Origin of the sequence: Streptomyces mesophilus (genome assembly GCF_040300965.1) — a bacterium.
Classification (GTDB): domain Bacteria; phylum Actinomycetota; class Actinomycetes; order Streptomycetales; family Streptomycetaceae; genus Streptomyces; species Streptomyces mesophilus_A.
In genome coordinates this window covers 21,013-34,822 of the sequence record NZ_JBEPEW010000044.1, presented here as the reverse complement: position 1 = coordinate 34,822, position 13,810 = coordinate 21,013, and the positions used below count along the sequence as shown (strand labels likewise).

Genomic DNA, 13,810 nt, shown 5'->3' with positions numbered 1-13,810 from the left:
AGCGGATGGGCCGCCGCCGTACGGGTGGCGGCCCATCCTTGCCGTGCTGCTCCCGCCTTCCGGAGCCACGCCAGGCCCGTGATAGACATCCCGGCATGGCCGAATTCAAGGACTTCAACTTCAAGTTGGTCGTCATAGACGAGCTCATGTACGGGCAGCGGGTCCTCACCCCCGCGTACGACCTCGGTTCCCGCATGCAGGAGCAGGGGATCGGCGACCCCGCGTCCTATGTGCTCCGCAACGAGCTCGACCTCGAGGTCCTCGACGTGTCCCGCCGGTACTTCGAGGCCCTGGAGATCGGCGAAGAGTTGCTCGCGGGCGTCGAGGAACTCTGCTTCGACGCGGGCCTGGACATCTACTGGCACTGCGCGCCGGCCTGGGGCGGCGAGGACGAGCTCTTCGACATCCGCTCACTGGACGACCTCGCCCTGCTCCCCAACCTCAAGCGGGTCACGTTCGTGGACGACGGCACGCTCCGCGCACCGGACAAGCGGGAGCGGCTCGCCGCGCGTGGCATCGAGACCGACTGAGGTGCGGGCCATGGGACCGGAACACCTGGCCAGGGTCGGCATCGCGTTTCTCGGCGCACCCACGCAGGGCGCGGAACCGAACGTCATCGAGCTGGCGGACGGCGCGGGGGTGTGCGTCGTCCAGCGCGGACGCGGTGGGGGCAAGGTCTACGTCGCCCCGGACGAGACACTGCTGTTCGTGCCCTCCGCCATGGACTTCGACACGGGTCTCGCCGTCTTCCTCGACGGTGCGCGCACCCCCGTGACGCCCTGACGGCACCGCGATGACCTAATGGCCTGACCGCACCGCGGTGACCTGGTCATCCGCGAGCCGGAACGAGAGCTCTATCTCCCACTTCTCCAGGTCCGGCTCCAGACGCGGATCGGTGTGATAGCTCTCCAGCCGGCAGCCCCACACCTCACCCTCGTCGGTACGGGCCATGTCCCACCTCATGCCCTTGGCGTGTCCCCACTTGAGCAGGGAGGCGGCGACGCCGAGCAGTTTGTCGGGGTGGCCGATGTGGTGGACCGTCGCATACCGCCCCGCGGGCAGGGTGCCCGCGAACACATCGGCGGACGGGATGCGTACACGCTCGTGGACCGGTACCCCGGCCACCACCTCGAGCTCCCGCTCCAGGTCCGAGGGGTCGATCAGCTCGTACTTGAAGAACGGTCCGTCGACCGGTGCGACGCCCCGCTCGGCGAGCAGGCCGACGATCTCGGGCAGCCGGTCGGCGATCAGACCGAAGGTCGACCAGGTCACGCGGCCCCGGACGCCGACGAACGGCTGCGCGGACCGCTCCACGATGCGCGGTTGTGTCCCCATGCGCCGATACTGCCGGGCGGTCCGGCACCGCGCACCCCGGCGGACGCGCCTAGTCCTCCAGAAGCCCCGCGTCGTGGGCGAGCAGGGCGATCTGGACGCGGTTGTTCAGGTCCAGTTTGGTGAGGATGCGGCTGACGTGGGCTTTCACGGTGGCGACGCTCATGAAGAGCTCCTGTGCGATCTCCGCGTTGGACTTCCCCCGGCCGACCGCGACGGCGACATCCCGCTCCCGTTCGGCGAGCGCGGTGATCCGCTCACGGGCCGTCTGCCGCCGTCCGCCGTACGCGTCCGGGCTCGCCGCCTGCGTGATCAGCTGGCGCGTGACCGCGGGCGAGAGCACCGGTTCCCCGGCCGCGACCCGGCGTACCGCCGCGATGATCTCGGCGGGCGGAGTGTCCTTCAGCACGAAGCCGGCCGCGCCCGCGCGCAGCGCCCGCAGCACCTGATCATCGGCGTGGAACGTGGTGAGCACGACGACCTCCGGGGCGTCCTTGCGGGCCCGCAGCTCCTCCGTGGCGGCAAGGCCGTCGACCTCGGGCATCCGGATGTCCATCAGGACCACATCGGGCCGGGTGCGGTCCACGAGCGCGGCCACCTCGCTGCCGTCCGCCGCCTCACCGACGATCTCGATGTCCTCGCTGCCGCCGAGCATGAAGGAGAGCCCGGCCCGGACCAGGGGGTCGTCGTCGACGAGAAGCAGACGGATCACGTTCATGGCGACCACGGTATCCCCTCGTGAACGGACCACTCTGTCCGCGCGAGGTCGCTACTCTGACCGTCGACCAGAACGAACTTCTGGAAATTACTTCCAGAAACGGGGAGTTGACCACGTGGGGGATCCATCGATGAGCCAGCCGCCGCCACCGCCGGAGCGCGGTCCTGACGCACAGCCACTGTCCCAGTTCTCGCACAGCAACAGCCGGCCAAGGCGCAGCCTGGCCTCGCGGATGCCGCGCTGGGAGCGCCGGACGGTGCTCGTGGCCGGTGCGGCCGTCGCGGCACTGCTGCTCGTCGGCTCCGGGGTGTACGCGCTCGGCGGCGACGGGGACGGGAAGAAGCCGCGGCCCGGTGTGGCCGACGGGGACGCGAAGAAGCCGTCCGAGTCGGCCACGCCGGGCAAGCCGAAGCCGACGGGGCCCGCGCTGCCCGAGGACATCAACGCGGGCCTGGCGAAGGGCGAGGCGAAGGCCTGGTACGCGAAGAACGAGCAGGATCTGCCGGGCGGCAACTCCCTGGCCCATGATCTGTGGTTCACCGACGGACTCGTGGTCCAGGCCCTGTACCGGGAGGTGACCGCGTACAAGGTCGCCGACGGCACCAAGGCCTGGAGCATTCCACTGCCCGCCGAGGTCTGCGACACCCCGGTGAATCCCACGACGGACGGCAAGGTGGTCGTCGCGTACCGCGATCCCGGCAAATCGAAGGGCACCTGCAACCACCTGCAGATGATCGATCTGAAGAAGGGGGCCGGCGGCTGGCGCAAGAAGCTCGAGGAGAAGGGCTCCGAGGACAGCACGATCATCATCCACCTGGCCATCACCGGGAACACGGTGACGGTGGGCCGCAACATGATGGCCGACGCCTACCAAGTCTCCGACGGCAAGCCGCTGTTCAGGCTCGGCAAGGAGAAGACGGGCGGCTGCTACCCGAATGACGTCGCGGGCGGCCCCAAGCTCCTGGTCCTCGACTGGTGCATGGGCAAGAAGGACGTGATCGGGCAGATCAAGGAGGTCGACCCCAAGTCCGGCAAGATCAGGTGGCGTTACCAGCTCAAGGACAAGAAGACCAAGAAGGTCATGCCCTGGAAGTTCGGCAAGGTCTACTCAGTGAACCCGCTGGTCGTGTCCGTCCATGAGTCCGCCGACCAGTTCAACTGGTCGTTGATCGCCCTGACGGGCAAGGGCAAACTGCGGTCGTCGCTCAACGGCGGCAAGTTCAAGTTCGATGTCTGTGCGGGCGCCGGGGACTCGGGGCGCGGCACGCAGAACTGCATCGGCGGCGTCGCCGGAAAGGACACCTTCTACCTGGCGACCAAGTCGGCCGACCCGGAGGCTCTCGGCCCGACACGGATCGTCGCCTTCGATCTCGGCACCGGCAAGGTCAAGTGGGCCTCGGTGCCCGAAGGAAAGCGGGAGTACCTGCCGGTCGTGGCCTCGGGATCCTCGCTGATCGCGTACGTGAAGGGCAGGCCGGACATGCCCGGCCGGATCGTACGCATCGGGCCGAAGGGCGGCACACCCAAGACGGTGCTGAAGTTCGGAAAGACGGCAATGCCGCTCGAGTACGAGGCGATGGCGGGCGTGTACGCCTACCACGGCGGCCGGTTCTTCCTGTCGAACTCCCTGCTCTCCGGCGACGACGCGGGTGAACAGGCACGGCTGCTTTCCTACGGGAGTGCCTCATGAGCCAGCCGCCTCCGCCGCCCGGTTTCGGCCCCCCGGTGACGCCCCCGCCCTTCCTGGCGGCCCCACCTCCTGGGCCGCCCGCCCCGGACCGCCGCCCCGCGCACAGCCGCCTGCGGTGGATCGTCGCCGCCGCCGTCGCCCTCGCACTGCTCGTGGGCGGCGGGGTCTGGCTCGGTCTGGGCGGTGACGACGAAGCTCCTGCCGACGACAAGCAGCAGGAGGCCAGGTTCGACGGGCCCGGCACGGAGAAGAAGCCGGCCGACACCAAGGCCGGGCTGCTGTTCGAGGTGCCCGATCCCCCGGTCGGCAAGGGCGACTTCTTCGTGGCGCCCGGCTCCTGGGTCACCGAGGACACGTATGTGAAGACCGGCATCGGGAAGGTCGTCGGCTTCGATGTGAAGAGCGGCCGGCAGGTCTGGGAGATCGCGCTCGGGGGCCAGGTCTGCGGCTATACGCAGCAGTTGGACGAGGGGCGCACCGGGATTCTGTTCCAGGACGGGATGCCGGGCGAGGACGGCAAGTACAAGCCGTGCACGGAGGTCGCCGCGCTCGATCTGAACGCCGGGATGCTGCTGTGGCGCGACAGCGTCAAGATCTCCGGCGGCAAGCAGGTCTTCCATCAGATCGCGGTCGGCGCCGGCAAGGTGGCCGTCGCCGGAGACGACGGCGGTGCCGCCTTCGATCTCGCGACCGGCAAGCTGCGCTGGCAGCCCCAGCCCGGAAAACCCTGCTACGACATGGCGTACGGAGGCGGCGAGGATCTCGTCGCTCTGCAGGTCTGCGGCCAGGAAGGCGACCAGCGCGCACAGGTGCAGCTCCTGTCCGACGGCGGCCGGCCCCGCTTCACGTACAAGATGCCGCCCGATCTCGGTTTCGCGAAGATCGCTTCCTCCGATCCGCTGGTCGTCGCGGCCTTCTCGGACAAGATGAAGCTCACGGACTTCTTCTCGATCGACCGGCGCAAGGGGACCCTGCGCAGCAAGATCGCGGTGGATCCGGGACGCACCATGAAGACCTGCACGATCGAGGCGCAGTCCGAGTGCCCGGCGCTGGCGGTGGGCAACGACCGGCTGTATCTGACGACCGCGCCACGCTCCGAGTCCGGCAAGGTCGGTGCGGTGAACGAGATTGTCTCGTACGACCTGGCGACCGGGAAGGCCACGGGGCAGCGTGCGGACTCCGGCGGCAAGACACCTTTGCTGCTCCTCCGCATGGACGGACGTGATCTGCTCGCGTACAGGATGGGGTCGACCAGCACTCCTGGGCAGGTGGTCAGGATCGATGGGCGGACCTTCAAGCAGTCGGTCTACCTCAGCGTGTCCCCGGATGACGAAGGCGCCTCGGTCCTGCGGCACTTCTCACCGGGAACGGTCGAATTCCGTTACGCGAACGGCCGGTTGTTCACGGCCGAGCTGTACATCAGACCGCCCTACTCGAAGTTCGAACCGCCCTACCTGGCCGCCGCGTTCGGCGCAGCGCCGGCCGGCTGAGGAGGCCGATGTCCCCCAAACAGCAGCGTGGCGCGGCCACCGTGGACCATCTCCTGACCTGTGCACTGCGGGTGTACGCCGAGCACGGTCATGAGGGGTTCACGGTGGGCGCGGTCACGTCGGCGAGCGGGGTGAGCCTCGGCAGTCTCTACCACCACTTCGGCAGTTTCGGCGGGCTCGCGGCCGCGCTGTACTGCCGCTGCATGGCGCAGGTCTGCGACGAGATGATCGACGCGCTGTACCGCACGCGCACCACGAGGACCGGGATCCAGGCGCTGGTGCGGACGTATCTGCGGTTCATCCAGGAGCACCGGGACGCCGCGCTGTTCCTGCACGCCTCCTCGTACTCGGGTCATCTGGCCACGCACGCCGAGGAGATCCGGGCGCTGAAGGACGAGAAGTTCGGGCGGATCGCCGCGTGGATGGCGCCGCGGATCGAGGCCGGGGAGATCGCGCCGCTGCCGGAGCCGCTGCTCGAGATCCTGGTGCTCGGGCCGGTCATCGAGACGGCTCGGCGGTCCCTGACGCACACCTTCGCGGAGCTCGATCTCGACGAGGCGGTACGGGAGTTGCCGGACCGGATCTGGCGGTCGGTGCGGCCGTAGCGCACGGTGGTGAGGTCAGCGCTCCAGCCACGGGAGCCATGCGTGGACCCGGAAGCCGCCGTCCGCCTCCTCGCCGTGGTCGAGGCGCCCGCCGGCGAGGGTGGCCCGTTCGGTGAGACCGATCAGCCCCTGGCCCGAACCGGGGACGTGCGGCACCTCACCGGGCGGCGGTGGGTTGCGGATGTCGAGAGTGAGGCCCTGGCCCGGGGCGCCGGTCACGCTGATGGCGACCTCGGCGCCGGGCGCGTGCTTGCGGGCGTTGGTCAGGGCCTCCTGCGCGATGCGGTACGCGTTGCGGCCGGTGGCGGCGGGGACGGTCTTGGGGTCCTCGACGCCGCTGTCGAGGCGGACCTCCATGCCGGCCTCACGGGATTCGGCGACGAGCTGGTCGAGCTCGGTGAGGGTGGGCTGGGGCCGCCCCGACTCCTCGGCCGGCTCGTTGGCCCGCAGCACGCCGATGATCTCGCGCAGATCCTGTAGCGCCTCGTGTGCGCTGTCGCGGATGACCCCTGCGGCCCGGGCGACCTCGGCCTGCGGGGCGTCGGGGCGGAACTCGAGGGCGCCGGCGTGCACGCTCAGGAGGGTGAGCCGGTGTGCGAGCACATCGTGCATCTCGCGGGCGATCGCCTCGCGGGCCAGGCGCTGGGCCTGTTCCGCCCGCAGCTCGGCCTCCGTCTCGGCCCGCAGCGCACGGTCGCGCAGCGACAGCAGGAGCTGGCGACGGGAGCGTACGAACATGCCCCAGGCGACCACGGTCAGGCTGAGCATCACGGCCAGCGCGACGGCCACCCCGTAGGGGATGTCCGCGTCGGGGCGCAGCACGTAGATGAACGGGACCAGCGCGGTCATGATGCCGCCGATCCATGCGACGTACCGGAAGGGGCGGTGCACCGCGAGCGTGAACAGGGCGACCGCCGAGGCGCCGCCCGCCGTGTCCGAGAGGACGCTCACCGGGATCATCGCGATCGCGAGGCCCACCGGCCAGCGGCGGCGGAGCCAGACCGCGGCGCAGGCGACGGCGCCGATCAGCTGGTCGAGGTGGGCGATGTTCTCGGAGACGTTCGGGTTCTTGCTGATGGCGTCCGCGCCGATCATGCCGATGAAGACGGCGACGAGGAAGCAGAGGAAGTCGACGATCCAGTCCCGGGCGGTACGCCGGGGCCTGCCGCCGTTGCGCGCGGCCCGGTCCGGGTCGAACTCGTCGGCGACCGCCGAGGGCAGCAGGCTGGGCCAGCGGTAGTCGCGCGGCGAGGGTGCGTCCGCGGACGGCGACCTGCTCTTGCTCCAGCTCATAGTCGATAAATTTACGCAGGTATCGGCGCCTGCGGGGTCTCCCGAGGCCTGCCGTAGACCAAAGTCTCGACCGCACCGACCTTCGGCCATGGCGCTCTCGCCCGTCGGCCGATGCCCGCTCCCTACTCGCGCGTGCAGGCTCGTCCCCATGAAAGGTCTTCTGCAGTTTCTCGGCGCGATCCTGCTCTTCCAGGGCGTGGGCGCAGTGGTCTACGAGCTCTTCCACTGGGTGCGGTGGGGCTTCATCCAGCGGCTGAGCTTCTTCGACGGATGGGAGCTCTACGCCGGCATCTCGGCCATCGCGCTCTCCGTGGCGCTGTTCGCGGCGGCCGAGAGCGCGAAGTCCTGAACCGCGCCCCCGGCCGCCGCACCGGCGGGGTCAGCAGGCGTAGTCGACCAGGTCGAACGACGCGTAGTGGTCGGCGGTGTAGTAGTCCTCCTGCTGCTCCTCACCGGTGACGATGCGGCGCGCGCCGCGGTCGGGGGAGCCGGGGGTCTCCACCGTGTACTCGTGGTAGTAGCCGGAGGACTGGCCGGGCAGCAGGCCCTCCCGGTTCTGGAACACGGTGCCGTCCTGCGGATACGGGAAGGGCCCGCCGGCCTCGATCAGGTCCAGGGTGTCGTGGGCCTGGCTCGGCAGCGCCGAGTAGCAGATGTCGCCGACGGCGGCGGCGGTGAAGGCGCCGGCGACCGGGGCGGGCGTGGGCGCCGCTGTGGCCGCGGTGGCCATCGGGGCCGCTCCACCGAGGAGCAGCGCGGCGGACAGGGTCAGGGCTGCGGTGATACGTGGGGGGATTCGCATGCCCCTCAGGATGACGCGCGTAGACCCTGAGGTGTCAACGCCAAGGCGGTGAACTCCTGTGAATTCTCCGGGAGTTCACCCTCACCGCGTTGGCACATCGCGCCACCGCGGCGCCGGCTGTTACGCTGACGGGGACGTTGATCGCGCAACAAGGAGTGGCAGACGTGGCGGGTGACGACGACATCTCCGGGTGAGATCCGGAGCTGACGGCCCCCGGCCGGCGCACAGGAGCGCCGCCGACGCGGGTCCGTCCCGTCGTACCCCTTTCCCCCATCTGCCCAGGGCAGTGGTCTGCCTGCTGCCCGTACGCCGCATGAGGTCACCTCTCCATGTTCGACGCCTCCGTCGTCTGCTCCTCCCTCTCCTTCTCCTGGCCCGACGACACCCCGGTCTTCCAGGATCTGTCGTTCACCGTCACGCCCGGCCGCACCGGCCTGGTCGCCCCCAACGGCGCGGGCAAGTCCACCCTGCTCAAGCTGATCGCCGGTGAACTCAGGCCCGCCTCCGGGTCGGTGTCGGTCGGCGGCACCCTCGGCTATCTCCCGCAGAGCCTTCCTCTCACCGGCAGTCTCACGGTCGCCGAGGTGCTCGGCATCGCCGAAGTGATCCGCGCCCTGGACGCCGTCGAGTCCGGGGATGTCGACGAGGAGCACTTCACCACCATCGGCGACGACTGGGACATCGAGGAGCGCACCCGCGCGCAGCTCGACCGCCTGGGCCTGGTCTCACTCGCCCTCGACCGCCGCCTCGGCACCCTCAGCGGCGGCCAGGTCGTCTCGCTCGGACTCGCCGCCCAGCTCCTGAAGCGGCCCGACGTCCTGCTGCTCGACGAGCCCACCAACAACCTCGACACCGAGGCCAGGCACCACCTCCACCACGCCCTCGAGGATTTCTCCGGCACCCTGCTCCTGGTCAGCCACGACCGTGCGCTGCTCGACCGCATGGAGCGCATCGCCGAACTCGGCAGCGGTGAACTACGCCTGTACGGGGGTGACTTCACCGCGTACGAGGAAGCGGTACGGGCCGAGCAGGAGGTCGCCGAGAAGAACGTGCGCAGCGCCGAGCAGGAGCTGAAGCGCGAGAAGCGGGAGCTTCAGCAGGCCCGTGAGCGCGCCGAGCGGCGGGCGAGCAATGCCGCGAAGAACCTCAAGAGCGCCGGGCTGCCCCGGATCTTCGCCGGGAACATGAAGCGCGGCGCACAGGAGTCCGCGGGCCGGGCCGGGCAGATGCACGCCTCGCGGGTCGGCGAGGCCAAGGCGCGGCTCGACGAGGCGGGGCGTGCGTTGCGGGACGAGCAGCGTCTGGTCCTGGACCTGCCCGATACGCAGGTGCCCGCCGGACGCACGCTCCTGCTCGGTGAACAGATGCAGGTCCGGCTGGGGGACGAGGCCGTGTTCGCTCCCGGGGGTGTGGATCTGACCGTCCGCGGGCCGGAGCGCATCGCGCTGAGCGGACCCAACGGCGCCGGCAAGACCACCCTGTTGCGGCTGATCACCGGTGAACTCGCCCCGGACAGCGGGGAGATCAAGCGGGCCGACGGCCGGATCGCCTATCTCTCACAGCGCCTCGATCTGCTGGATCCGGACCGTACGGTGGCGGAGAACTTCGCCGCGTTCGCACCGGAGCGGCCCGCCGCGGAGCGGATGAACCTCCTCGCGCGCTTCCTGTTCCGTGGTGCGGGGGCCCATCTGCCGGTCGGAGTGCTCTCCGGCGGCGAGCGGCTGCGCGCCACCCTGGCCTGTGTGCTGTGCGCCGAACCCGCACCTCAGTTGCTGCTGCTCGACGAGCCCACCAACAACCTGGACCTGGTCGGCGCGGGCCAGTTGGAGAGCGCGCTCACCTCGTATCAGGGCGCGTTCATGGTGATCAGCCATGACGAGCGCTTCCTCGCCGAGATCGGCGTGGACCGCTGGCTGCGGCTGGCCGACGGGACCCTCACCGAAACGGGAGCTCCCGCTGTGTGAGCCGTCGGCGTGTGCAGTGGCCCGCGCCCGAGGCCGCTTTGCCCGGCGGGCCGTACGGCTCCCACCTTGGATGGTGTCCGATGCCCAAGACCGCTCTGATCGCCCACGAACTCGTCCGCAACCTCGCCGGGAGGCGCATCCTCGACGGCATCTCACTGACCGCTTCGCCCGGCCACCGCATCGGCCTGATCGGTGAGAACGGCGTCGGCAAGTCCACGCTCCTCCGCCTGCTCGCGGGCGTGGACGAACCCGATTCCGGCAGTGTCACACGCCCCGCCGACCTGGGCTTTCTGCACCAGGAACTGCCGTACGACAGTGAGTCGACCATCGCCACCGTGCTTGACGAGGCGTTGCGCGAGGCCCGCGAGGATCTCGCCGAACTCGAACGGCTCGGCGAGGAACTTGCCCGGCTCCCGGAGGAGGATCCCGAACATCCGCTGCTGCTCGACGCGTACGGCAAAAGGCTCGAGCAGGCCCAGGACCGTGAGTCCTGGGACGCCGACCGCCGTGCGGATCTCGTGCTCGACGGTCTCGGGCTCGGCGGGTTCGGCCGCGACCGTACGCTCGGTTCGCTCTCCGGCGGGCAGCGCGGCCGCCTCGCGCTGGCCGCGCTGCTCGTACGGCGGCCCTCGGCGCTGCTGCTCGACGAGCCGACGAACCATCTGGACGACGGCGCGGCCGCATTCCTGGAGGAGCAACTGCGCTCGCTGCCCGGCACGGTGCTTGCCGCCGGCCATGACCGTGCGTTCCTTGACGCGGTCTGCACCGATCTGATCGACCTCGATCCGGCGGTGGACGGGCCGGTCAGGTTCGGCGGCGGCTACAGCGCGTATCTCGCCGAGAAGCGGGCCGAACGGGAGCGCTGGGAGCGGCGGTTCGCCGAGGAACAGGAACTCCTGGGCGAGCTGCGGCACTCGGCGGGCGTGACCGCGCACCGGGTCGCACCGAACCGCTGGCGCACCGACAACGAGAAGATGGGGTACGGGCGCCGGGCGGGCCGGGTACAGCACCAGATCTCGCGCCGGGTCCGCAATGCGGCCCGCAGGCTGGAGGAGTTGGAGCGCACCCGGGTCGCCGAGCCGCCGCGCCCGCTGCGGTTCTCGGGCGGGGAACTGGCGACCTGCGGCGCGGTGGAGGGGGTGGGGGTTTCGGCGGATTCGCCGGCCCCCGAGACCTCGGCGACCCCGGCCGCTCCGGCCGCTCCGGCGGAGGACCGTCCGCTCGTGTCCCTGCGTCAAGTGCGGGTGCCCGGGCGGCTCGCGGCGGTGGACCTGGACCTGCGGGAGACGGACCGGCTGCTGGTCACGGGAGGCAACGGTGCGGGCAAGTCCACGCTGCTCGCCGTGCTCGCGGGACGGCTCCCTGCCGAGGGTGAGCTGTACCGGCAGCCGGACCTCACGGTCGGGATGCTCGCCCAGGACACCGTGTTCGCGCGCCCCGACCGCACCGCCCGGGCCGTCTACGAGCGGGAGTTGGGCCCGGCGCGCGCCGAAAAGGTACCGCTCGGCTCCCTGGGCCTGCTGGCCGAGGCGGATCTGGACAAGCCCGCCGGGCAGCTGTCCGTGGGCCAGCGCCGCCGCCTGGCCCTGGCGCTGCTGGTGGCCCGTCCACCGCGGCTGCTGCTGCTCGACGAGCCGACCAACCACCTCTCCCCCGTCCTGTGCGATGAACTGGAGGATGCGCTGGGCTCCGGCCCCGGCGTGATCGTCGTGGCGAGCCACGACCGCTGGCTGCGGCGGCGGTGGGAGGGGCGGCGGATGCACCTGGAGCGGTGATCCGCCTGGCTCCCGGGCGCCGCGAGGCACGACGCCTGAACTTCCGGGCGCCGCGAGGCACGACGCCTGAACTTCCGGGCGCCGCGAGGGCGAGGCCTGCGCCTCGGCTCCCGGCCGCCGCGGGCGGCGCGTCAACTTCCGGACACTGCCGGGGAGTTCACGCGCCGCCCGCCCTCACACATCCCGCCGCCGTACGGCCTCGACCGCCACGAGCAGCGCACAGGCCGCCCACGCCGTGTAGACCACCCACGCCTCCGCCACGGTCACCGGATACCTGCCCCCGCCCCAGTGGTTTCCGGTGAGCGCCTCCCATGCGCTCAGCGGCATCGCGTTGCCGATCTCCGCGACCCAGCGGTAGGTCTCGCCCTGGAACAGCGCCGGCAGGAGCAGCAGCGTCAGGATCGCCCCGACGATCGCGCCCGCGGCATGCCGTACGAGAGCGCCGATCGCCATGCCGACCAGCGCGCACAGCGGGGCGAGCAGCGCGGAGCCGGCGACGGCCCGCAGGGCGTCGGGGTCGGCGAGGGAGACACCGCCGTGGTCGCGCAGCAGGAACTGCGTCAGGAGGAGGCCGGCGCACGCGACCACCGCGCCGAGCACCGTCATCACCCCTGTCACCACGGCGGCCTTGGCGAGGATGACGGCGCGCCGGTCGGGCACGGCGGTCAGCGTCGTACGGATGACGCCGCTGGTGTACTCGCCGAACACCGCGATCGCGCCGACGCTGCAGGCCACGACCATGAAGATCTGCCAGGCGGGGTCGAGGAAGGCGGTGTGCAGGGCGTCGAAGGCCATCAACGGCTTCTCGGGCATGCCCGGCGGCGGGGCGGACGGCTCCGCGGGCATCCGCGAGAGGCGGTCGGCGTTGGAGTACGCGGAGTTCGCGTTGATCCCGACGACGGTCAGTGCTCCGGCACCGAGCACCCAGTAGGTGGAGCGCAGCGACCAGAGCTTGATCCACTCGGCGGTGAGGAGATGACGGAACCGCGCCGGGGCGGCGGCCTGCGGTACGGCGGTGGTCATCGGGGCTCTCCCGCGAGGTAGTCGACGCTGTCGGCGGTCAGTTCCATGAAGGCCTGCTCCAACGAGGCTTTCTGCGGCGCGAGTTCACTGAGCACCACGCCCTCGCGCAGCGCGAGCTCCCCGATGCGCTCGGCCGCGGCGCCGGTGACGGTCAGCTCCCGCTCCCCGGACACCACCTCGGCGCCGTCCGCGCGCAGCGCTGCCGCCAGCCGTCCGGGATCGCGCGTCCGTACCCGTACACCCTGACGCGTGGCGCGGGCCGCGAAGGCGGCGAGGCTCTCCGCGGCGATCAGCTCACCGCGGCCGATCACGACCAACTGCTCGGCGCAGAGCTCCATTTCGGACATCTGATGGCTGGAGACGAAGACCGTACGGCCTTCGGCGGCGAGGCGGCGCAGGAGGGCGCGCAGCCACTGCACCCCTTCCGGGTCGAGCCCGTTGAGGGGTTCGTCGAAGACGAGCACGGACGGGTCGCCGAGCAGCGCGGCGGCGATCCCGAGGCGCTGCTTCATGCCGAGCGAGAACCCGCCGATCCGGCGGGCCGCGACCTCCCCGAGACCCACTTCGCCGAGGACCTCGCCGACCCGGCGGCGCGCGATGCCGTTGCTCGCGGCGAGGGCCTTGAGGTGGGCGCGCGCGGTGCGGCCGCCGTGCACGTCCTGGGCGTCGAGGAGGGCGCCGACGTGACGCAGGCCGCGGCGTGCGGCGCCGAACTCCCGGCCGCCGATGGTGGCCGTGCCGGAGGTGGGGGTGTTGAGGCCGAGGAGCAGGCGCAGGGTGGTGGTCTTGCCGGCGCCGTTCGGGCCCAGGAAGCCGGTGACATGGCCCGGGCGGACGGTGAAGGAGAGGGCGCGGACGGCGGTGGTGTCCCCGTAGCGCTTGGTGAGTTCGCTGACTTCGATCATGTGCTCCAAGGTCGCCGAGCGGGGCCCTGCCGGGCATCGGGCCGCCGGACACATTCGCCGTGTCCGGGTAGCCCCGGGGCGTACACCCGGGGGCCGACGGCCAGGGGTCGCGGCGTGTGGCCGGAACGGCGCGCCAGGGGTCGCGGCGTGTGGCCGGAACGGCACGCCCGGTGTGACAACGGAGGCGGTCGGGGCGCAGGACGGAGAGAAGCG

At 70.9% G+C, this 13,810-nt stretch carries 14 protein-coding genes; 8 read left to right on the top strand and 6 right to left on the bottom strand.

What is annotated here, in order from left to right:
* The first annotated feature begins 95 nt into the window (after positions 1-95).
* Complete coding sequence (locus tag ABT367_RS17830) at positions 96-530, top strand: DUF6892 domain-containing protein (RefSeq protein ID WP_352254037.1); 435 nt, start codon at positions 96-98, stop codon at positions 528-530.
* A gap of 10 nt (positions 531-540) precedes the next feature.
* Positions 541-783 (top strand): hypothetical protein, encoded by a 243-nt coding sequence (locus ABT367_RS17825; RefSeq protein ID WP_352254036.1) that lies wholly within the window; start codon positions 541-543, stop codon positions 781-783.
* A gap of 15 nt (positions 784-798) precedes the next feature.
* Here ABT367_RS17825 and ABT367_RS17820 read toward each other — a convergent pair whose 3' ends face one another.
* Both ABT367_RS17820 and ABT367_RS17815 read right to left on the bottom strand, forming a co-directional pair.
* Positions 799-1,335 carry a GyrI-like domain-containing protein gene (locus ABT367_RS17820; protein ID WP_352254035.1) on the bottom strand — a complete coding sequence of 179 codons (537 nt, stop codon included), beginning with the start codon at positions 1,333-1,335 and terminating at the stop codon, positions 799-801.
* A gap of 49 nt (positions 1,336-1,384) precedes the next feature.
* Positions 1,385-2,050 carry a response regulator transcription factor gene (locus ABT367_RS17815; RefSeq protein ID WP_352254034.1) on the bottom strand — a complete coding sequence of 222 codons (666 nt, stop codon included), beginning with the start codon at positions 2,048-2,050 and terminating at the stop codon, positions 1,385-1,387.
* 130 nt (positions 2,051-2,180) lie between these two features.
* Between ABT367_RS17815 and ABT367_RS17810 the strand changes: the two genes are divergently transcribed.
* From ABT367_RS17810 to ABT367_RS17800, 3 genes are read left to right on the top strand one after another with little or no spacing between them, the layout of a single operon-like run.
* The gene (locus ABT367_RS17810) at positions 2,181-3,740 is read left to right on the top strand and encodes a PQQ-binding-like beta-propeller repeat protein (protein WP_352254033.1); all 1,560 of its coding nucleotides are present in this window, start codon (positions 2,181-2,183) and stop codon (positions 3,738-3,740) included.
* Positions 3,737-5,230 (top strand): PQQ-binding-like beta-propeller repeat protein, encoded by a 1,494-nt coding sequence (locus tag ABT367_RS17805; protein WP_352254032.1) that lies wholly within the window; start codon positions 3,737-3,739, stop codon positions 5,228-5,230. The genes ABT367_RS17810 and ABT367_RS17805 overlap by 4 nt, the downstream gene beginning before the upstream one ends.
* Positions 5,231-5,238: 8 nt before the next feature.
* Positions 5,239-5,835 carry a TetR/AcrR family transcriptional regulator gene (locus ABT367_RS17800; RefSeq protein WP_352254031.1) on the top strand — a complete coding sequence of 199 codons (597 nt, stop codon included), beginning with the start codon at positions 5,239-5,241 and terminating at the stop codon, positions 5,833-5,835.
* Positions 5,836-5,850: 15 nt separating this feature from the next.
* Here the strand turns inward: ABT367_RS17800 and ABT367_RS17795 are convergent, their stop codons facing one another.
* Positions 5,851-7,128, bottom strand: a complete 1,278-nt coding sequence (locus ABT367_RS17795) for a sensor histidine kinase (protein ID WP_352254030.1) — start codon at positions 7,126-7,128, stop codon at positions 5,851-5,853.
* A 148-nt stretch (positions 7,129-7,276) separates the two neighbouring features.
* Between ABT367_RS17795 and ABT367_RS17790 the strand changes: the two genes are divergently transcribed.
* Positions 7,277-7,477: a hypothetical protein gene (locus tag ABT367_RS17790; protein WP_352254029.1), complete on the top strand. Its 201-nt coding sequence runs from the start codon at positions 7,277-7,279 to the stop codon at positions 7,475-7,477.
* Positions 7,478-7,507: 30 nt separating this feature from the next.
* On the opposite strand, the gene ABT367_RS17785 is transcribed toward ABT367_RS17790, so the two are convergent.
* Positions 7,508-7,930, bottom strand: a complete 423-nt coding sequence (locus ABT367_RS17785; RefSeq protein WP_352254028.1) for a ribonuclease domain-containing protein — start codon at positions 7,928-7,930, stop codon at positions 7,508-7,510.
* Between the two features lie 329 nt (positions 7,931-8,259).
* Here ABT367_RS17785 and abc-f point away from each other — a divergent pair, with 329 nt between their 5' ends.
* Positions 8,260-9,894: a ribosomal protection-like ABC-F family protein gene (gene abc-f / locus ABT367_RS17780; protein WP_352254027.1), complete on the top strand. Its 1,635-nt coding sequence runs from the start codon at positions 8,260-8,262 to the stop codon at positions 9,892-9,894.
* Between the two features lie 80 nt (positions 9,895-9,974).
* Positions 9,975-11,669 (top strand): ABC-F family ATP-binding cassette domain-containing protein, encoded by a 1,695-nt coding sequence (locus ABT367_RS17775; protein WP_352254026.1) that lies wholly within the window; start codon positions 9,975-9,977, stop codon positions 11,667-11,669.
* Between the two features lie 174 nt (positions 11,670-11,843).
* On the opposite strand, the gene ABT367_RS17770 is transcribed toward ABT367_RS17775, so the two are convergent.
* A complete protein-coding gene (locus ABT367_RS17770; protein WP_352254025.1) occupies positions 11,844-12,692 on the bottom strand; it encodes an ABC transporter permease subunit in 849 nt (282 codons plus the stop codon).
* Positions 12,689-13,597, bottom strand: coding sequence for an ATP-binding cassette domain-containing protein (locus ABT367_RS17765; RefSeq protein WP_352254024.1), 909 nt, complete (start codon positions 13,595-13,597; stop codon positions 12,689-12,691). The genes ABT367_RS17770 and ABT367_RS17765 overlap by 4 nt, the downstream gene beginning before the upstream one ends.
* Between the last annotated feature and the right edge of the window lie 213 nt (positions 13,598-13,810).

Bases quoted from the DNA above. Each gene is read 5' to 3' on its own strand.
- ABT367_RS17770 (WP_352254025.1), bottom strand. From the start codon at position 12,692: ATGACCACCGCCGTACCGCAGGCCGCCGCCCCGGCGCGGTTCCGTCAT.
- ABT367_RS17825 (WP_352254036.1), top strand. From the start codon at position 541: ATGGGACCGGAACACCTGGCCAGGGTCGGCATCGCGTTTCTCGGCGCA.
- ABT367_RS17790 (WP_352254029.1), top strand. From the start codon at position 7,277: ATGAAAGGTCTTCTGCAGTTTCTCGGCGCGATCCTGCTCTTCCAGGGC.
- ABT367_RS17830 (WP_352254037.1), top strand. From the start codon at position 96: ATGGCCGAATTCAAGGACTTCAACTTCAAGTTGGTCGTCATAGACGAG.
- ABT367_RS17810 (WP_352254033.1), top strand. From the start codon at position 2,181: ATGAGCCAGCCGCCGCCACCGCCGGAGCGCGGTCCTGACGCACAGCCA.
- ABT367_RS17800 (WP_352254031.1), top strand. From the start codon at position 5,239: ATGTCCCCCAAACAGCAGCGTGGCGCGGCCACCGTGGACCATCTCCTG.
- ABT367_RS17820 (WP_352254035.1), bottom strand. From the start codon at position 1,335: ATGGGGACACAACCGCGCATCGTGGAGCGGTCCGCGCAGCCGTTCGTC.
- ABT367_RS17765 (WP_352254024.1), bottom strand. From the start codon at position 13,597: ATGATCGAAGTCAGCGAACTCACCAAGCGCTACGGGGACACCACCGCC.
- ABT367_RS17795 (WP_352254030.1), bottom strand. From the start codon at position 7,128: ATGAGCTGGAGCAAGAGCAGGTCGCCGTCCGCGGACGCACCCTCGCCG.
- ABT367_RS17775 (WP_352254026.1), top strand. From the start codon at position 9,975: ATGCCCAAGACCGCTCTGATCGCCCACGAACTCGTCCGCAACCTCGCC.
- ABT367_RS17805 (WP_352254032.1), top strand. From the start codon at position 3,737: ATGAGCCAGCCGCCTCCGCCGCCCGGTTTCGGCCCCCCGGTGACGCCC.
- ABT367_RS17815 (WP_352254034.1), bottom strand. From the start codon at position 2,050: ATGAACGTGATCCGTCTGCTTCTCGTCGACGACGACCCCCTGGTCCGG.
- ABT367_RS17785 (WP_352254028.1), bottom strand. From the start codon at position 7,930: ATGCGAATCCCCCCACGTATCACCGCAGCCCTGACCCTGTCCGCCGCG.
- abc-f (WP_352254027.1), top strand. From the start codon at position 8,260: ATGTTCGACGCCTCCGTCGTCTGCTCCTCCCTCTCCTTCTCCTGGCCC.